The organism is Actinophytocola xanthii (genome assembly GCF_001921205.1).
GTDB lineage: Bacteria > Actinomycetota > Actinomycetes > Mycobacteriales > Pseudonocardiaceae > Actinophytocola > Actinophytocola xanthii.
The window spans coordinates 1-15,963 of sequence record NZ_MSIE01000035.1 but is presented as its reverse complement, the minus strand read 5'-3'; the positions used below and the strand labels follow the sequence as shown (position 1 = coordinate 15,963).

The 15,963-nt window shown below is 67.9% G+C and carries 15 protein-coding genes and 1 tRNA gene; 5 read left to right on the top strand and 11 right to left on the bottom strand.

The annotated features are described in order from the left end of the window. Positions 1–7: 7 nt before the first annotated feature. The gene (locus tag BU204_RS19380; protein ID WP_075127121.1) at positions 8–1,036 is read left to right on the top strand and encodes an alpha/beta hydrolase-fold protein; all 1,029 of its coding nucleotides are present in this window, start codon (positions 8–10) and stop codon (positions 1,034–1,036) included. On the opposite strand, the gene BU204_RS19375 is transcribed toward BU204_RS19380, so the two are convergent. Next, the gene (locus BU204_RS19375) at positions 994–3,039 is read right to left on the bottom strand and encodes an MMPL family transporter (RefSeq protein ID WP_075127120.1); all 2,046 of its coding nucleotides are present in this window, start codon (positions 3,037–3,039) and stop codon (positions 994–996) included. The two genes, BU204_RS19380 and BU204_RS19375, sit on opposite strands and share 43 nt — an antisense overlap. A 72-nt stretch (positions 3,040–3,111) precedes the next feature. Further along, a complete protein-coding gene (locus tag BU204_RS19370) occupies positions 3,112–3,855 on the bottom strand; it encodes a tryptophan-rich sensory protein (protein WP_075127119.1) in 744 nt (247 codons plus the stop codon). A 139-nt stretch (positions 3,856–3,994) separates the two neighbouring features. Between BU204_RS19370 and BU204_RS19365 the strand changes: the two genes are divergently transcribed. Then, complete coding sequence (locus BU204_RS19365; protein WP_143229598.1) at positions 3,995–4,297, top strand: hypothetical protein; 303 nt, start codon at positions 3,995–3,997, stop codon at positions 4,295–4,297. Positions 4,298–4,525: 228 nt separating this feature from the next. After that, positions 4,526–4,612 (top strand) — tRNA-Ser (locus BU204_RS19360). Positions 4,613–6,205: 1,593 nt separating this feature from the next. Here BU204_RS19360 and BU204_RS19350 read toward each other — a convergent pair. The 7 genes from BU204_RS19350 to BU204_RS19320 all read right to left on the bottom strand — a co-directional run bounded on the left by BU204_RS19350 (position 6,206) and on the right by BU204_RS19320 (position 13,519). Further along, positions 6,206–7,591 (bottom strand): tyrosine-type recombinase/integrase, encoded by a 1,386-nt coding sequence (locus tag BU204_RS19350; protein ID WP_075127116.1) that lies wholly within the window; start codon positions 7,589–7,591, stop codon positions 6,206–6,208. A 22-nt stretch (positions 7,592–7,613) separates the two neighbouring features. Beyond that, complete coding sequence (locus tag BU204_RS19345) at positions 7,614–7,838, bottom strand: helix-turn-helix domain-containing protein (protein ID WP_075127115.1); 225 nt, start codon at positions 7,836–7,838, stop codon at positions 7,614–7,616. 59 nt (positions 7,839–7,897) lie between these two features. Continuing rightward, entirely contained in the window at positions 7,898–8,947 is a 1,050-nt protein-coding gene (locus BU204_RS19340; protein WP_075127114.1) for an AAA family ATPase, read from the bottom strand. Further along, positions 8,947–9,873: a bifunctional DNA primase/polymerase gene (locus BU204_RS19335; protein WP_075127113.1), complete on the bottom strand. Its 927-nt coding sequence runs from the start codon at positions 9,871–9,873 to the stop codon at positions 8,947–8,949. Before BU204_RS19335 ends, BU204_RS19340 begins: the two co-directional genes overlap by 1 nt. 22 nt (positions 9,874–9,895) lie before the next feature. Beyond that, entirely contained in the window at positions 9,896–10,168 is a 273-nt protein-coding gene (locus BU204_RS19330) for a hypothetical protein (RefSeq protein WP_143229597.1), read from the bottom strand. Positions 10,169–10,343: 175 nt separating this feature from the next. After that, entirely contained in the window at positions 10,344–12,581 is a 2,238-nt protein-coding gene (locus BU204_RS19325) for a hypothetical protein (protein WP_198942924.1), read from the bottom strand. After that, the gene (locus BU204_RS19320) at positions 12,581–13,519 is read right to left on the bottom strand and encodes a hypothetical protein (RefSeq protein WP_075127112.1); all 939 of its coding nucleotides are present in this window, start codon (positions 13,517–13,519) and stop codon (positions 12,581–12,583) included. The genes BU204_RS19325 and BU204_RS19320 overlap by 1 nt, the downstream gene beginning before the upstream one ends. A gap of 570 nt (positions 13,520–14,089) precedes the next feature. On the opposite strand from BU204_RS19320, the gene BU204_RS19310 reads away from it, so the two are divergent. Then, positions 14,090–14,875, top strand: coding sequence for a GntR family transcriptional regulator (locus BU204_RS19310; RefSeq protein ID WP_158073482.1), 786 nt, complete (start codon positions 14,090–14,092; stop codon positions 14,873–14,875). Continuing rightward, positions 14,872–15,441 carry a GNAT family N-acetyltransferase gene (locus tag BU204_RS19305; protein ID WP_075127109.1) on the top strand — a complete coding sequence of 190 codons (570 nt, stop codon included), beginning with the start codon at positions 14,872–14,874 and terminating at the stop codon, positions 15,439–15,441. The genes BU204_RS19310 and BU204_RS19305 overlap by 4 nt, the downstream gene beginning before the upstream one ends. Positions 15,442–15,560: 119 nt before the next feature. Here BU204_RS19305 and BU204_RS19300 read toward each other — a convergent pair whose 3' ends face one another. Both BU204_RS19300 and BU204_RS42280 read right to left on the bottom strand, forming a co-directional pair. Next, positions 15,561–15,734 (bottom strand): DUF397 domain-containing protein, encoded by a 174-nt coding sequence (locus BU204_RS19300; protein WP_075127108.1) that lies wholly within the window; start codon positions 15,732–15,734, stop codon positions 15,561–15,563. A 2-nt stretch (positions 15,735–15,736) separates the two neighbouring features. Further along, positions 15,737–15,919 (bottom strand): Scr1 family TA system antitoxin-like transcriptional regulator, encoded by a 183-nt coding sequence (locus tag BU204_RS42280; RefSeq protein ID WP_408608021.1) that lies wholly within the window; start codon positions 15,917–15,919, stop codon positions 15,737–15,739. Positions 15,920–15,963 lie beyond the last annotated feature (44 nt).

The window sequence follows — 15,963 nt, the reverse complement described above, 5'->3', positions numbered from 1 at the left end:
TTGCCGCATGCTGCCTTGGTCCGCGGAGCTCGCCGGTCGAATCGAGCAGGGTGTCGTCGACAGCGTGCTGCTGCGCGACAACCCGCTCGGTGACCCCCACGAACGTCCGATCCTCGTCTACCTGCCCCCGGACTACGACCGGAGCGACCGGCGCTACCCGGTCGTCTACACGATCCAGGGCTACACCGGGCACGTGGGCATGTGGTTCAACCGGATGCCGTTCCGCCGCCCGTTCCCCGAGCTCGCCGACGAGGTGTTCGCCCAGGGTGACGTGCCGCCGGCGATCGTGGTCTACGTCGACGCGTGGACCGCCTTCGGCGGCAGCCAGTTCCTCGACTCGCCGGCGACCGGCCGCTACCACTCCTACCTGTGCGACGAGGTCGTGCCGTGGGTCGACGCGCGGTACCGGACGCTCGCCGACCGCGACCACCGGGCCATCGCGGGCAAGTCCAGCGGCGGCTACGGCGCCATGGTCACCCCGCTGCTGCGCCCGGACCTGTTCGGCGCCTTCGCCACCCATGCCGGGGACGCCCTGTTCGACGTCTGCTACCGGCCGGACTTCCGGACCGTCGCCAGGACGCTGCGCGACGAGTACGACGGCTCCTACCCCGCCTTCCTCGCCGACTGGCGTGGCCGCCTGCACGGCACCCGCCCGTCCGACCTGGACCTGATCGAGCTGTACGGCTACGCCGCGGCGTACTCCGGCAACGAGGACGGCTCGGTCGCCATCCCGTTCGACGACACCGGCGCGGTGGTGCCCGAGGTGTGGGCGCGGTGGCTGGAGTGGGACCCGGTGCTGATGGCCGCCCGCCCCGAGTACCGGGAGGCGGTCCGCTCACTGAACGCCGTGTGGATCGACGCCGGCAACCGCGACGAGTACCACCTGGACTTCGGCGCGGTCGCCTTCCACCGGGCGCTGACCGCCGCCGGGGTCGGCGCGGACGCCGTCTACTTCGAGCTCTTCGACGCCGGGCACGGGGCGATCGAGTACCGCTACCCGCTCTCGCTGGCCTGGCTCTGCGAGCGGCTCGCCTGACTCATCCTGGCCGGCCACCAGACCTTCGGTCCGATGTCGATCGTCAGGGCCGGCACCAGCAGCGAGCGCACGATGATCGTGTCGAGCAGCACGCCGAAGGCGACGATGAAGGCGATCTGCGCGAGGAACAGCACCGGGATCACCGCGAGCGCGGCGAACGTGGCGGCCAGCACCACCCCGGCCGAGGTGATCACGCCGCCGGTCACCGCCAGGCCGTGCAGGGTGCCGGTCCTGGTGTCGGTCTCCAGCGCCTCCTCCCGCACCCTGGTCATCAGGAAGATGTTGTAGTCGATCCCCAACGCCACCAGGAAGATGAACCCGAACAGCGGGATCGCCGGGTCGGCTCCGGGGAAGCCCAGCAGGTGGTTGAACACCAGGGCGGACACACCCATCGTCGCCGCGAACGAGAGCACCACGGTGGCGATCAGCATCAGCGGGGCCACCAGCGCCCGCAGCAGCAGGGCGAGCACGAGGAAGATCACGACCAGCACGATCGGAATGATCAGCGTGCGGTCGTGGGCGGACGCGGTCTGGACGTCGAGCTGGATCGCGGTCTGCCCGCCGACCTTGGCCTCCGCCCCCTGGACCGCGTGCACCGACTCGCGGAGGCGCTTCACGGTGGAGATCGCGTCCTCGGAGTCGGCCGGGTCCTCGAGCACGGCTTGGATGAGCGTCCACCCGCCCCGGCTGTCGACGACGGCTGCCTCTTCCACGCCCGGCACGTCGGTCGCGGCGAGCACATCCTGGGCCTGGGCGTCGCGGGCGAGGACGGCCGTCGGCGCACCGGAGCCGCCCGGGAAGTGCCGCGAGACGATCTCCTGCCCCTTGGCCGAGTCCACCTCGGTCAGGAACAGGTCGGACTGTGCGGTACCGCTGGCCCGCAGCTGCGGGAGGAACGCGACCCCGACGAGCAGGACGAGCGTGGTGACGATCCAGATCAGCCTCGGTTTGCGGCCGACCAGGGCGGACACCTGCCCCCACAGCCCCTCGTGCTCTGGTTTGGCCGACCCGTAGGTAGGGCGAAACGGCCAGAACGCGGCCCGACCGAGCAGCGCGAGGGCCGCCGGCAGGAAGGTGACCGAGGCGAGCAGCGCCCCGCCGATCCCGATCGCCGCGACCGGGCCGAGCCCCTGGTTGGAGTTCAGGTCGGAGAACAGCAGGCACAGCAGGCCGAGGATGACGGTCCCGGCCGAGGCGGCGATCGGCTCGATCGTGCCGCGCAGGGCCGCCCGGATCGCGACGAACCGGTCCTCGGTCTCGCGCAGCTGCTCGCGGAAGCGCGAGACCAGCAGCAGCGCGTAGTCCGTCGCGGCGCCGAACACGAGGATGAACAGGATGCCCTGGCTCTGCCCGTTGAGCGTGAGCGTGCCGGCCTCGGCGAGCTGGTAGACGACGAAGCTCGCGGTGCCCAGCGCCAGTACGGCGGAGAACAGCACGATCAGCGGTAGCACCGGGCTGCGGTAGACCACGACCAGGATCAGCGCGACGACCGCACCGGCCACGAGCAGCAGCAACCCGTCGATGCCGCCGAACGCCTCGACGAGGTCGGCGATCTGCGCGGCGGGCCCGGTGACGGCCACCGCGAGCCCGTCCGGTCTGCCCTCCTCGAGCTGGGTGCGGATCTCGGCCACGACCTCGGCGGGTTCGCCCCCACCGCGGATCTGCAGCACGAGCTGCACTGCCTCGCCGTCGTCGGAGTTCCGCGGCTGCGGCGGACCGACGACCCCGTCGACCTCGGCGAGCGCACCCGTCCGCTGAGCGAGGTACCGGGTGTCCTCCGGCGCGAGCCCACCCTGCCGCTCGGCGACGACCACCGCGGGCAGGACCTGCTCGTCGGTGAAGCTCTCCTGGAGCCGCTGCGCCTCGGTCGCCTCGGCAGAGTCGGGGAGGAAGGCGGCGTTGTTGTTCTCCGCGACCTCGGCGAGCCGGCCCGCGTAGGGGCCGCCGAGCGCACCGAGCCCGAGCCAGACGACAACCAACAGCGCCGGCAGCCACCACCGCATGGAGGACCTCCCCGTTCCGCGTAGCCCGAATCATCGCGGGCCCGCGGTGGTGGTGCACAACAGGTGAGGTCGTCAGCCCAGGGCCCTCCCCCGCCGCACCACGGCGCCGACCACGACCACGCCCACCGCGACCAGCGCGGCCACCCGCACCGCGGTGTCCGGCGTGGCCACCGCGATCCACCCCAACGCCCAGCAGACGGCCGCCGCGAACCCGAGGACGGCCGGCAGCCGCAGCGCGGCGAACGCCGCCGCAGCGCCGGTCAACAGCACGGCCGCGACCGCGACCGGTGCGCTCGGAGCCGCCCCGAGGAAGGCGCTCGTCGTCGCCGCCCCCGCGACGGTGGCGACCGCGACCCAGCCGGTGTAGATCGCCACCGGGAGGTGCAGCAGGAGCCGGTCGGCCCAGTCTTCGGCGGGCTCGCGACGCAGCCGCAGCGCCGCGACGACGAGGCACGCCAACAGGGCGACGATCACGACCTGCGCGGCACCCACCAGGCGCTGGGTGAACAACGCGATCCAGGCCGCGTTCAGCAGCCCGGCGGCGGCGAGCCACCACCCGGTGCGCCGGTGCACGGTCCGGTGGCGTTGGCTCGGGAACGCCTGTCGAACCGCGAGGGCCGCGAAGAGGACGTAGATGAGCGACCAGATGGCGAAGGCGCCGCCGCCGGGGAGCAGCAGGGTCGGATAGGCGTTCGCGACCTCGCCGACGGGTTCCCCGACCAGGCCGGGCCCGCCGACCGCCCCCGCGGCGACCTGTAGGGCGGCCGCGCCCACCACCGCCGCCGCCCGACCCATGTCCACGTTCCGGTTCGTCATGCGGCGTGGGTACCCGGGTCGCCCCTGTTACACGACTCGAAATCTCATACCCGACCGGGGGATATCGCCGCCGCGCGTCGTAACGGACTGCCCGGAAAGGACGACGTCTGAGCCAGCTCACTAATCACGAGGAGTAACAATGACCCATTATTTCCCTCCGCAGGGGCAGCCCTATCCGGTGTACCAGGCGGCTCCGTCCAACGGAATGGGGGTCACCGCGCTGGTGCTGGGAATCGTGGGTCTGGTGTTCTCCTTCATCCCGCTGATCGGGGTCATCGCCTGGCCGTTGACGGTCCTCGGCGTCATCTTCGGCGGGGTCGGCATCAGCAACGCCGGCAAGACTCCCGGCATGCCGAAGGGGCCGGCGGTCGCCGGACTGGTGTGCTCGCTGGTGGGGTTGCTGGTGTGCATCATCTGGGTCGCGAGCGTCAGCGCGACCTGAGTCGCGTTGTTGGGGGAAATGAGGGCAAGTGGTTTGCGGGTTTTTCTTCCCTGGTTACGGGTGGTGATCGGCCGGTGCTCGCGCGGGGACGCTCCGTGGGGCCACCGGGCGCCGCGGGGCCTGCGTTCGGGGCCCTCACCCCGCCGATGATCAGTCGTCTCCGCACGTCAGCACGTCACTGACCACCCGTTTTGGCCGGTCAGAGCCACGTCCGGTACCCTCTTCGACGGAGGATTCGCATAGTGGCCTAGTGCGCACGATTGGAAATCGTGTTGGGTGTGATAGCCCTCGCGGGTTCAAATCCCGCATCCTCCGCGCTCTGATCAGGCAGAACGCCCGGTGTCCGTGATCATGGACGCCGGGCGTTCGTCGTTTGCGGGGGTGGTGGGTCTCAGTTTGGGGCTCAGTCGGCCCGTCGCCGCTGAAGGCCTTCGGGCTCGCTGCCGGTATCGGCATGACCCTCGGGTATGCCGCTAGCGCCGCCTTCTGGTGCGCTGCCGATTCCGACGTGGCCCTCGGGTATGCCGCTAGCGCCGCCTTCTGGTGCGCTGCCGATTCCGACGTGGCCCTCGGGTATGCCGCTAGCGCCACGGCGCTTCGCTATCTCCAGCTGCAGCGCGTGGATTGCTTCGTTCAGAGCTTGCATCGCCGTGCCGTTGTCCCCCTGGGCCAACCGGCTGCGCGCCAGCAAGACCGCAGCCAGTGCTTCGCCAGGTTCACCCGAAGCTCCCCCGACCTCCGTATACGTCGAGTCATCCTCCGTATACATCGAGTCATCGAAGAGTGCCATTGCCCGGGCCGCTGAAGCGACTTCTGGCCCCCGAACCGTAGCTAGGGTCGGGAACAGGTCCACAACGTGATAGTGCTCGGAGCTGAATCCCATCGGCCCCTGCGCTTGACCACCTGTCGTCGTTGTGATATTCGAGTTGGCACGTCCTCGTCCTGGCGAGCCTCCCCCCGCTGGCTCATCACTCCCCGACGAGGGCAACCCATCCTCCGTCCCGCTAGCAGGTGACCGGTCCTCTCGTTCCAGTTCCGCTACCCGGGCAAGCATCTCTCGCGCACGCCTGCTAGCGCGTTCGACTCGGCGCCGTTCACCCGGAAGGGGGAACGGCCCCCAGCCACTCACGCGCAGATAGCGTCGGGACACCTAGCCAAGCCTACGCGGCTGGTTGAAGAAGCGACAGCGCTGCAAATCCGCTGGCTGCGACGGCGGCGACGGCAGTGACGATGGCTGCAGTCCGCGTCCAAAACACCACTGACCGGTTGCTCTCCTGCGCTTCGAAGGCGGCTTGGCGAAGTTCTTCGACCAACGTGCGCGAGTCCCAGCCCTTCCGGGTCGACTCCAACACCACAGCAGCTACATCTACCTCGCGAGACCGGTCCAAAAGGATCACTCCGATCGCACCTAAAGCCGTAACCAGGAGCAGCCACACAGCGACCCTATCCAGTACGTTTGGCTTACCCACTTGCAGGGCAGTAGCGACTACTGTTGCAGCCATCGCTGCGGAGAAGGTCGCGAGAAGCTTCGTTGTGTCTATCCGGGCTCGTTGCAGAGCCGACGTCTGTCCTCGCTCGCTGTCCAACCAGTCTGTCAGGCTCTCAGGCACCGACACATCTTGCCACCTTTGACTGGAGGAGAGGTGAGGGCTCGCAACCTAGCTCTATTCGGACCACCCCACGTCAGGAAGAGCGACCACGTAAGCTCAAACTGACGGCGATTGTGGCTAAATGGCGATATCGTTCCGTCAGCGTGAGAATCATGGGGTCCCACGCAGCACACCTCCACCTACTAGATACAGTCCAATCTTGAGCAGACGAAACGCTCGGCGTCCAATGCTGGACGCCGAGCGCTTCGTTGTCTCGAAGGACGCGACGATGTCAGTAGCGTCCTAATAGCCGCAGCAATCAGAACCGAATTTGCGCATCGGCCGGCGGGTCGCCTTCGTCGTCATCCTTTGGATCGGCCCAGACAAGCCCGCCCACCTGGTCCGCTATGACGGCTAGGAACTCACTCGGGACGTGCATGTACCGCCTTGCGATTGAGGCATCCGACCAACCCATGATCTCCATGACGGCCGGGAGCGGCACCTTGAGTACCAGGAGCATGGTCGCGGCTGTATGCCGGGCATCGTGCAGGCGGGCATTCCGTACCGCTGCCTTGCGAAGCAGGGCCTTCCATGCCTCATGGTCCACGGTTGGGTGAACCGGACCGCCGAGACGGTTCGTGAAAACCCAGCCCTCCTCGCGCCATAGGTTGGCCGCCTGCAAGCGTTCGAACCCTTGCCGCTCACGGTGCCGCTCGATCTCGTGCACCAGCGGCGCCGGCACACCCACGGTCCGCCGACCGGCGCGGGACTTCACGTCAGTAATGACCACTCCTCCACCATGGCGTTGCGGACAGTGCGCACCGTACTTGCGGCCGCAGACCCGTCCATCCGGGCCGACGGTACAACCGTGCTGCCACACGAACTGCTGTACCGCACGCCGAATGGTCATCGTCGCGGACCTGAGTTGGCGGTCGGGGCACATCTGCGCAGCAGTGCCGCGGCATTCGCTGTCCTTTTCACAGCCGTGTCGCCACTTGATGTCCAGATCCGACCATTTGAGTCCGAGGGCTTCCCCGCGCCGCAGTCCGATGGTCAATGCGACCACGAATCGCGCCCCGTTGCGCACCCCGGCCGCTGTAGCCAGGATTCGGCGCGCTTCCTCCACAGTGAAGGGCACCACCTCGTCCTCGTCAATCCGTGGCGGCTTAGCGACCTTTGCCACGTTCTCCGCGACGTGATTCCGTCGAATCGCCTCACTGAGCGCGGCTCGGAGAGTCCTGTGCGCGAGGTGGACCGTTCCGGCGGCGAGCCCTTTGCCGCCTTGCCCCTTGGGGAGCTGCAGCGTGGCGTACAGCCTTTCGAGGTGTTCCGGACTGAGCCTGTCCAGGCGGTGTGCCCCAACACCGGGAATCAGATGGTTGTAAACCGACGATCGGTAGCCGACCATCGTCGTCCGGCGCACGCTCGGTGCGGCGATGTTCTCCACCCAGTGCGTGAGCCACTTCTCGACCGTCCACGCGCGGCCCGGGTTCCGCACCTTGCCCGCGTCGCGCTGCCTCTCCAATTCGCGGACGGCCTTGATCACCTCCGCTTCTGTCTTGCGCTTGACGTGGCGCCGGTCCGGTCGGCCATCGTCTCGCACGCCCACGGTGACGCGGCCGTGCCACTTGCCGTCGTTGCCGAAGTACACGGAAGACGCACCGTTCGGTGCACGTGTTCCTTCGGGCCGAGCCTTGCGAGCCATCGTGCTCCCCTTTCGTGGCTTGTCAGGCAGCGCGCTGGCTGTTGAGCAGATGCGCGGTGAAGGCGTCTAACGCGGCCACCGGAACTCGGCGGAGCCGGCCAACACGTACCGACATGACCTCTCCGGACTTGATGAGCGCGTACATACGGGTGCGGCTGATCGAGAGCAGTTCAGCCGCAGCTTCAACAGTGATCAGCAAGCGCGCCTTGTCGCTGTGCTCGATGTCGTGCTCCAGAGATGTGGCCATGGCGGCAAGCTCGTCCCTCGGATCGCTGTGACGGTTCCTGGTGGGTGGCACTGGGGTTGTCACTGGTGTTCTCCCTGGTCGGAGGGGGTGGGGTGACTGAGTGACAGGTGTGACAGGGGTGGGGTGTCGCTGGTGCTGTCACTCGGGTCGGGCGGGTAGTAGGCGCCGCCGGGGGCGACGCGGAGTTGGCCGGCTTTGGCCATGCGGGAGAGGGTCTGCCGGACGTTGGCCGGCGGAAGGTCGAGCGCGTCGGCGAGCTGGGCAGGTTTGCGGCCGGGGTACTGGCGGACAAGGCGGATGAGGTCGGCGCGGGTGTCGCCCAGCTCGTAGTCGCCTGCCGGGCCGTCGAGCTTGGTCCAGAAGGTGCCGTCGAAGGTCATGGCGTAGTCGTTCTCGACGACGTCGCGGCCGGTGACGTGCAGGACCCCGTCCGCCTGTCCCCGGGAGCGCTCTAGGACCAAGGTGGCGTCCATGGCGCCGGTCAGGCCGTTGGTGCCGGAGACGAGGTCTTGCCAGTCCTCCGCGGCTTGTTTGCGGACGTGGTGGATGAGCAGGATCGGGACGCCGTAGTTGTCGGCGATGGTCTTGAACCGGCCGGCGGCGGCGTAGTCGGCGCTGTAGGCGGACACCCCTTGGGGGTTGCGGCCGCGCATCTTCTCGAAGGTGTCGATGATGATCAGGCGGGCGCCGGGGTTGTCCTCGATCCACTCGACGATCAGCGCATCCCCGCCGTTGGGCATGGTGGGGCAGGCGGTTTCCAGGGTGAGCAGCGGCGCCGCGCGGCAGCCGGCGGCGAGCATCTGCCGGCGGCGCCGCTGGAGCCGACGGCCCGTGTCCTCCAGGGCGCAGTACAGGACCGGCCCGCGCTCGACCTCGATCCCACCCAACGCGGGGTCGCCGTTGGCGATGGCCGCGCCGATCCCGAGCGACAACCAGGACTTGCCGAGCTTGGGGGCACCGGCCAGCAGGTTGAGCCCTTCGCAGAGCAGGCCGGGGACCGCCCACTTCGGGGGTGGGAACTCCTCGCGCATCAGCTCGGCGTCGGTCCACCGCGTCCGCCGGGCGGGTAGCTCGGTCACGGCTTGGAGCGGGCGCAGGGGCGCGGTCATCAGGCCACCTGCCGGGGACGGTTGGCGCCCTTGGCCAGACCCGACGCGATCGTGGCGCGGGCCTCGCGTTCGGTGTAGGCGCCGACGGCGATGTGGCGGCCGGCGGCGGTCAGCAACACCCGCTCGTGTTCGTCGGCGATGAGTGCACCTCCGGCCACGAGCTGGCCGAGCGCGAACGCCGCGACGTACAGGCAGGCGTTGCGCTGCCCGTCCGGAGCCTGATGGACCCGCTCGCACTCCATCCGGATCGCGGCGTCCAGGTAGCGGGACCGGCGCCCGGACAGCAGGGTTACGGGCTTGTCCGGCGGTGGTGGGAGCGGCGCCGGCCGCAGCAAGCCCAGCAGCCACCCGGGCAGCGGCGCCGGGTCGCGGTCCACCACGATCTCGTAGGGCATGGCGTCCACGAGGGAGCCAGGGGCGACGACATAGCCGCCGTGAGCGCGGGTGTCCACCTTCCACCCCAGCCGGGTTCCGGCGGTGTTCCGCAACGCCACACCGTCAGGTGCCACGTAGAACAGGTGCACACCACCGGACGGGGTGATCGCGGTGAAGGTGTCGACCGGAAAGGACTCCCCGGCGCGGTCGGCGAGGACCGCGAGGACGTCTTGTCCGTCGTGGACACCGGGCAGGTCCCACTCGGCCGGTCGCCGGTCGCCGGGCTTGGCAATGTCCAGGTCGATGACGACGAGTCCGGATGGGCCGGTGGCGATGCCGATGTTGAACGGGCCGGCAGTCCAGGCGGCGCGGATGCGGTCGGGGTCGGTGGTGGCGCGCTGCTCCCACCCGCGATGACCGGCCTTGCACGAATCGGTCATGGGGCAGTGCTTCGTCGAGTGGAGCGCGGGTCGCTTGGTGCCGGGGCGGAGAGGAAAGACGTGCCAGCCACGCTCAGCGTGGGCCAGGGCAGCGTCAAGAAACTTGGTCATGGCGAATGGGGCCTTTCCGGTGTCAGTGGTGGTTGCCGTGGCGGCGGATGTGGCGGAGGTGGTTGAGGAAGCGGCGGCCGGCGCGGAGCCGGCGGCCGGTGCCTTCGCAGCGGCGGCAGCGCCAGGCACGGCGGCGGTTGGGGTGAGGGCAGGTGGTGAAGGGGAAGGCCCAGCAGCGCAGGAGGTAGACCGCGAGGGCGAGGAGCGCGACCAGGACCAGCACGGCGATGAGCCCTCCGGGGTTGTAGCTGTGGGTAGCGGTGGGTGGGGTGGGGGTAGCGGCAGAGATGAGCACAGGTGTCTCCCGGGACGGGGTTTTGAGCATGGGTGGGCTGAGGCCGCTACTCGCTACCTGCGGAGATAGGGCCTGATCAGGTGTGTTGTGGCGGGTAGCGGGGTGGGGTAGCGGAGCCGCTACCGGTAGCGGGAACCCCGCTACCCCACCAACCGCGGAACAACCCTTCGGCTGGTTACGGTGTGTTGCTAGCGCGGCGGGTCATCGCGGTGTGGATGTCCTCAGCCGTGGCGCCCTTAAGCACCTGTCCGTCCCACTTGACGTTGACACTCGAGACACCGAGCGCGCGGAGCTGGGCGCTGATCGCATCGGCGGTCAGGTCGCCGTAATGCTCCGGGGCGTGCTCGACCAGCCGGGCGGCGAGAACCTGCCAGGGCAGTCGCTTGGAGCCGGAGAACACCGACAGCGCGTCGGCGAGCACGTCGCGGACTTGCCGGGCGATGTCTTCGCCGGCGGCCTGCCCGGTCAGCGTGCCGACCCGCTCCCGATGCGCCCGCGCGGCGGTCAGGATCTTCTCCGCGTCGGTGTGGTCGGCGAGGAAGGTGCGTGTGGTGGGGGTGTGGTCGCTCTGGCCGTAGAGCAGCCCCACGCCCCGGTACTCATCCCCGACCGGGAGGGCGGAGGCGTCGAACCCTTCGGCGTAGGCGTCCCCACCGAGGACGGCTTCGGAGACGAGGCGGTTGCCGCATTTGAGGGCGAACCGGACGGCGTGGTTGTCGCGGTAGCGGTTGAACAACCGACCCACATCCCCCGCCCCCACACCACTGGGTTTCTGCGAGCTGGACAGGATCACCACCCCCGCCGAGGGCCCCACGGCTTGGATGCGGGACAGCTTCGCGGCGATCTCCTTGTTCACGGCCTGGTCCTCGGTTTCGAAGTAGACCTGGAACTCCTCCATCACCAGCAACACCACCCGCAGATCCGGGTAACGCGGGTCCCTCGCCAACTCCTCGGTCAGCTTCCCCTCCGGACACACCCCGGCCGGCAGACCGGCGAGGGTCTGGTTCACGCGGTCGATGTGCTCCAACACCTCGTCCAGCACCGCGAGCAGGTTGGCGACCGGGTCGGGGTCGTTGGGGTTGGGGTGAGTACCGAACACGATCCGATGCGCGACCAGGCGGAACTTGGCCCAGTCCGGCGAGTTCTTCCCGTCCACCACAATCAGCTTCACGAACGGATCCAGCGCAGCGTGCAGCGCGGCCAACCGAGCGGCGAACGTCTTGCCCTTGCGCGGCTGGGCACCGACCAGGACCGACACCCACATCAGGGACAGCTCGACGAGGTTGCCGCGCTCGTCCTTGCCGAACCGCACCGGCCGCCAAATGCTCCGCGGCTTGCCGTCCAGCAAGTCCGTTCGCCCGGCCGGCACGGCGAGGGGGTCCCGATCGGTGACGAACAGCGTGTGCCGACGGGAGGAGGTCTTGTCCGGGGTGAGGAACACCTGGTTCACGTGCACGTCCAACCCGGACGCGATCTTCTCCCTAGCGTTCGCCACGTCCGACCAGCCCCTGCCGTACGGCAGGTCAATGACCACCTGGGAACCGGTGTTCCGCGCGTCGCGAGCCATCGGGGAGCCGAACTGGACCTCCTGGCCCGGCTTGGCTGGATTGCCCAGACCAGCCGCGTAGTAGGCGCGGAGCACGATGTCGGAATTCAGCTTGCGGAACCTCGGCGCCACCACCGCCGTACCGATCAACGTCTGACCCGCCGGCCGGCCGTAGTGCCCCAGGCCGGCAACCAGCCCACCGGCCACCATCAGCAGCCATCCGGTTGGCACCAGCGTCACCGCGACGGGCACCCCGATGCCCAGCGTCAGTGCCTCGCTGGCGAGCACGATGCCCCGCCACTGGCGGGTCGCCTTCACCTGCCGATGGACCCGCTCCCACTCCATCAACTGGTGGGTGTTCGCGGCGTGCTGCTCCATCGCGAACGCACCCGGCACCCACCACCACCGCAGCTGACCGGCCAGCACCCGGCCCAACCCGCGCACCGCGAACCAGCCCAGCTTCGCCAGGTACCAGGGCAGCCGGACCGCGTGGTAGCCGGCCACGTGAGCCGCGCGTCCACCCGCACGGCGTGCGGTGGCCTTCACGTTCGCCGGTCGCAGCTGCGGCGGGATGATCGGCCGTCGGAGAGGGCTAGTCGCGACCACGGGCACCGTTGGCGCGGCTACGTCGACCTGCACCGGGCGCGCGGTCGGCGAGGTCTCGTCCAGCTCGACCTCGTAGGCGGTGTCCCCGCCGTTCACCACACCGTTCACGGCGCTGTTCACGGCGCTGTTCGGGACAGCATTCGAGGCCAGGTTCGCGGCACGGTTCTTCGTGCCGTTCACGAGCACGGTAGGGACGCCGTTCACGGGCCGGCCGGTCTCGTCGCCCGGCATCGGGGTCGGGGTGTTCGTCGTGATGGTCATCAGGCGGCCCTCCCGTCGACCGACGCGGCAGCGGAGTCGGTGGGATCGGTAGCCTCCGGCGCGGTAGCCACTGTGGTGACGGTGTGCTGGTTGTCCAGCTCGGTGCGCAGCTCGTTCGCCACGACCTGAGAGGTGCCCCGCGAGATGCCCGGCACGGCTTCCCGCACCCACGCCGGAGTGACCATCGTCCCCGGCCGGTACGCCGCACGAGCCCGTTCCAGGTACTCGGCACGGGACACCCGACGAGACGCCTTCCTGGCCTTCGCCGGCTTCCGGGACCGCTGTCGCGAGGGCGCGGTTGTCTCGGTATCGAGATCCAGGGGCACGATCGGGAGGTCAACCGGCGGCAGTGCGCCGTGCCCGCCGTTATCTGTGTCGGTCAGCTTGGCCGCGTGCAACACAGCCTCCGTGAGCCTGTCTCGCAGGATCGGGCCGGTCTCCGCGGCGAGGTACACCATGGCCGGCGGCACCGAGTGCAGCACGATGCCCGCGAGGTGCAGGTCAGCCCACGCCTCCCACGTGTTCATCGTGTACGTGGCCGCGAACGCGAACACCTTCGTTCGCTTCACCCACGGCCCTGTGCCCCTGGTGCGCATCTCCACCTGCCACCGGGCGGTCACCTGCTCGGCCAGCAACACCGCGATCAGTACCAACGACACCATCGGGTCCAACAGCCATGCCGCGATCCACGGCAACGACCACGCAGCCGCACCAGCTGCAGCGAACGTCTGAACGTTGGCCATTGTGAACAACAGACCCAGCAGCAGGCCCACCCAGATCAGCGCGTCGACCTGCTTACGGACCTTCTCCACCCGCAACGCCACCACATCCGGATGCGTCTGCAACGCACGCACCTCAGCAGCCGAGCGCGCCTCAACACGGAGCTTGTCTACCTCGGACAACGGCCGGTGCTGGGCGTCCTGCGGCTTCGTGCTCATCGGCGACCACCGACGAATCCCCCGGGCTGGGTAGTCGCCGGGGCGGGAACCGTTCCCTACCATTGACCTCTCTCCACTTCCGCTCATCTGGTGGTGGTTGAGAGCCCCGACCCGGTGGGAGTTCTTGGCGGGATTCGTCGCCGGGCCGGGGTTCATCAGCTGTCGTTGGTCCGTCATTACGCCACCTCGCCGGCCGCAAAGCCCTCCGGCAGGTGCGCCGGCAACGCCCGAACGACTGCACCGATCGCGCGTCGAGCAATGCGGCGGTCCCGCCGCTGCGCGGCGCTCCCATCCAGCACGGCCCACGTCGGTTGGCTGCGAGGGGTCGCGGTCTCCTCTGCCTCGGTCAACAGCGCTTCAATGACTGACATGGTCAGGCCGTCGGGGTAGTGGGGCTCTGACCTGCTCATCTCGCTCATATGGGTCCTAGCGTCGCGATGCACTGGTCGCCTGCGACCAGAGCGTCTATTTCGTCTGTACGAAACAGACGCTAAGTCGCGACTCGACAGGTGTCAAGGCTTTACGTAAGATTCGTCTATACGAATCGGGCGAAGCGAGGAGATGGCCGGCATGGCAGCAGAGCCCAAGTACCGGGAGCTTGCCGACGAACTGAAGCAGGCCATCCGATCGGAGGCGACTCTCCTTGGAGTCGCGCTGATGGACGGCGCCAAGTTGCCCACCGAGCCGGAGCTGGCCGACCACTACCGGGCAAGCCGCGGCACGGTCCGCCAGGCCCTGGCCGGGTTGGCGGCGGAGGGTCTGATCGAGACCAGGGGACGGGCGGGCACCTTCGTGCGCCGACTGCCGCTGCTTGAGTACAACGTCGATTCCGAGCGCCCGTACCGCGAGGACCAGTCCGGCACCGTGACCGACACGTGGTCGTCCGTGGTCAAAGCGTCAGGTCGGGAGCCGAGTCAGGATTTCAAGTTCCGCATAGAGCCCGCTTCCCGAGCGGTCGCAGAGAAGCTCAAAGTCGAAGAAAACGACCTGGTGGTCGTTCGGGAGCTTCTGCGCTTTGTCAACCAGATCCCTTGGTCCGAGCAGGCGACCTACTACCCGTATCAGATAGCAAAAGCATGCGGCCTTGACGTCCCGCAAGACATTCCCGAGGGCACGGTTCGTCGAATGGCAGCCCGGGGATACGTCGAAGATCGCGTCCACCACGAGATCGGCAGTCGGCCGGCAAATATGGAAGAGAGGCGACGGTTCAACCTGGCGCCAGGTGTTTCAGTGTTGTTGTTCAGGCGGCTGGCGACAGCGAAGGAAACAATAACGCGCCTCACTGTTGAAGTCTTGCCAGCGGACCGCAACGTGATCACGCATATTACGGAACACGCCGCAGAGGCTAAGCAGTGAGGTTCCGTCAGGCGACGGACGAGGACGTCCGGCTGATCGCGACGTGGCGTTGGGAGGTAGCAGCGTGGATCCACGACAAGGGCAGCGATCAGTGGGACACCAAAGGACTCTCGCGAGATGAGTTCGAGCGGCGTATCAGCCGCTCCATTGAGGCGGGTGAGACTTGGATGGCCCTCGACGACGACGGTCGGCCGATCGGGACGATCGCCATCGACGTTGTTGCGGATGAAGGTCTCTGGACTAATGAGGAACTGGAAAATTCCTACGTCATTCACCGCATGATGGTGCCGCGATCCGAGAGTGGAAAGGGCATTGGTGCGGCAATGATCAAATTTGCCGAGGACCTAGCCCGGGCTCATGGACGAAAGAAACTCGTGCTAGATGCATGGGACACAAATAAGGCGCTCCATCGATACTATGAGAGTCTCGGCTTCCAGTACGTTCGCAGGGTTGCGAATCACTGGACTCCGAGTGCGACCATTTATGAGAAATACGTGGAACATTTCGATCCAACCGCCCAAGGTCCCACGCTGACACCGGTCCAATTTCGGGACAAGGGACGCTGAGACCGACGGGCGCGTTCCCGTCAACGAAATTTAGTCCCTAACGAACACTCGGCCCCCGGTGCCCCGTCAGCAGGGGGCAGGATTCCGGGGGCCGAGCCGTATTCCGAGTAGCCTTGGCACTAGCGGACGAATCGCCCGTTCTTGACCGCGTCCAGTAGCCTGCGGGTGTCTACGCCCAACTGGATACACGGTTGCTTGCTGTCGCGGACTGCGTCGAGGTTGTGGGAGACCTCGACGCAGTTCGTGTCTCCGCTCCGGCTGCTACGCCGCCAGCGGAGTGCGGGGGTGATCACGGTCAGCCCTCCAACTCCTTCCGAACAGTGTCGATCAGACGGGCTGATTGTGTCTCACCGAGTGCCACACCGGCGATCTGGGCTAGCGCGTCTACGTAACGATTGGTCAGTTCCGGCCGGTCGTGGAACAACCCCGAGCGCAACAGTTCGACGTGCACCACTACGGGCGCTGCCCGGAACCTAATGTCCTGAGTCGGTAGTTCGTTGGCAGTTGTAGGGTGTGGCGATG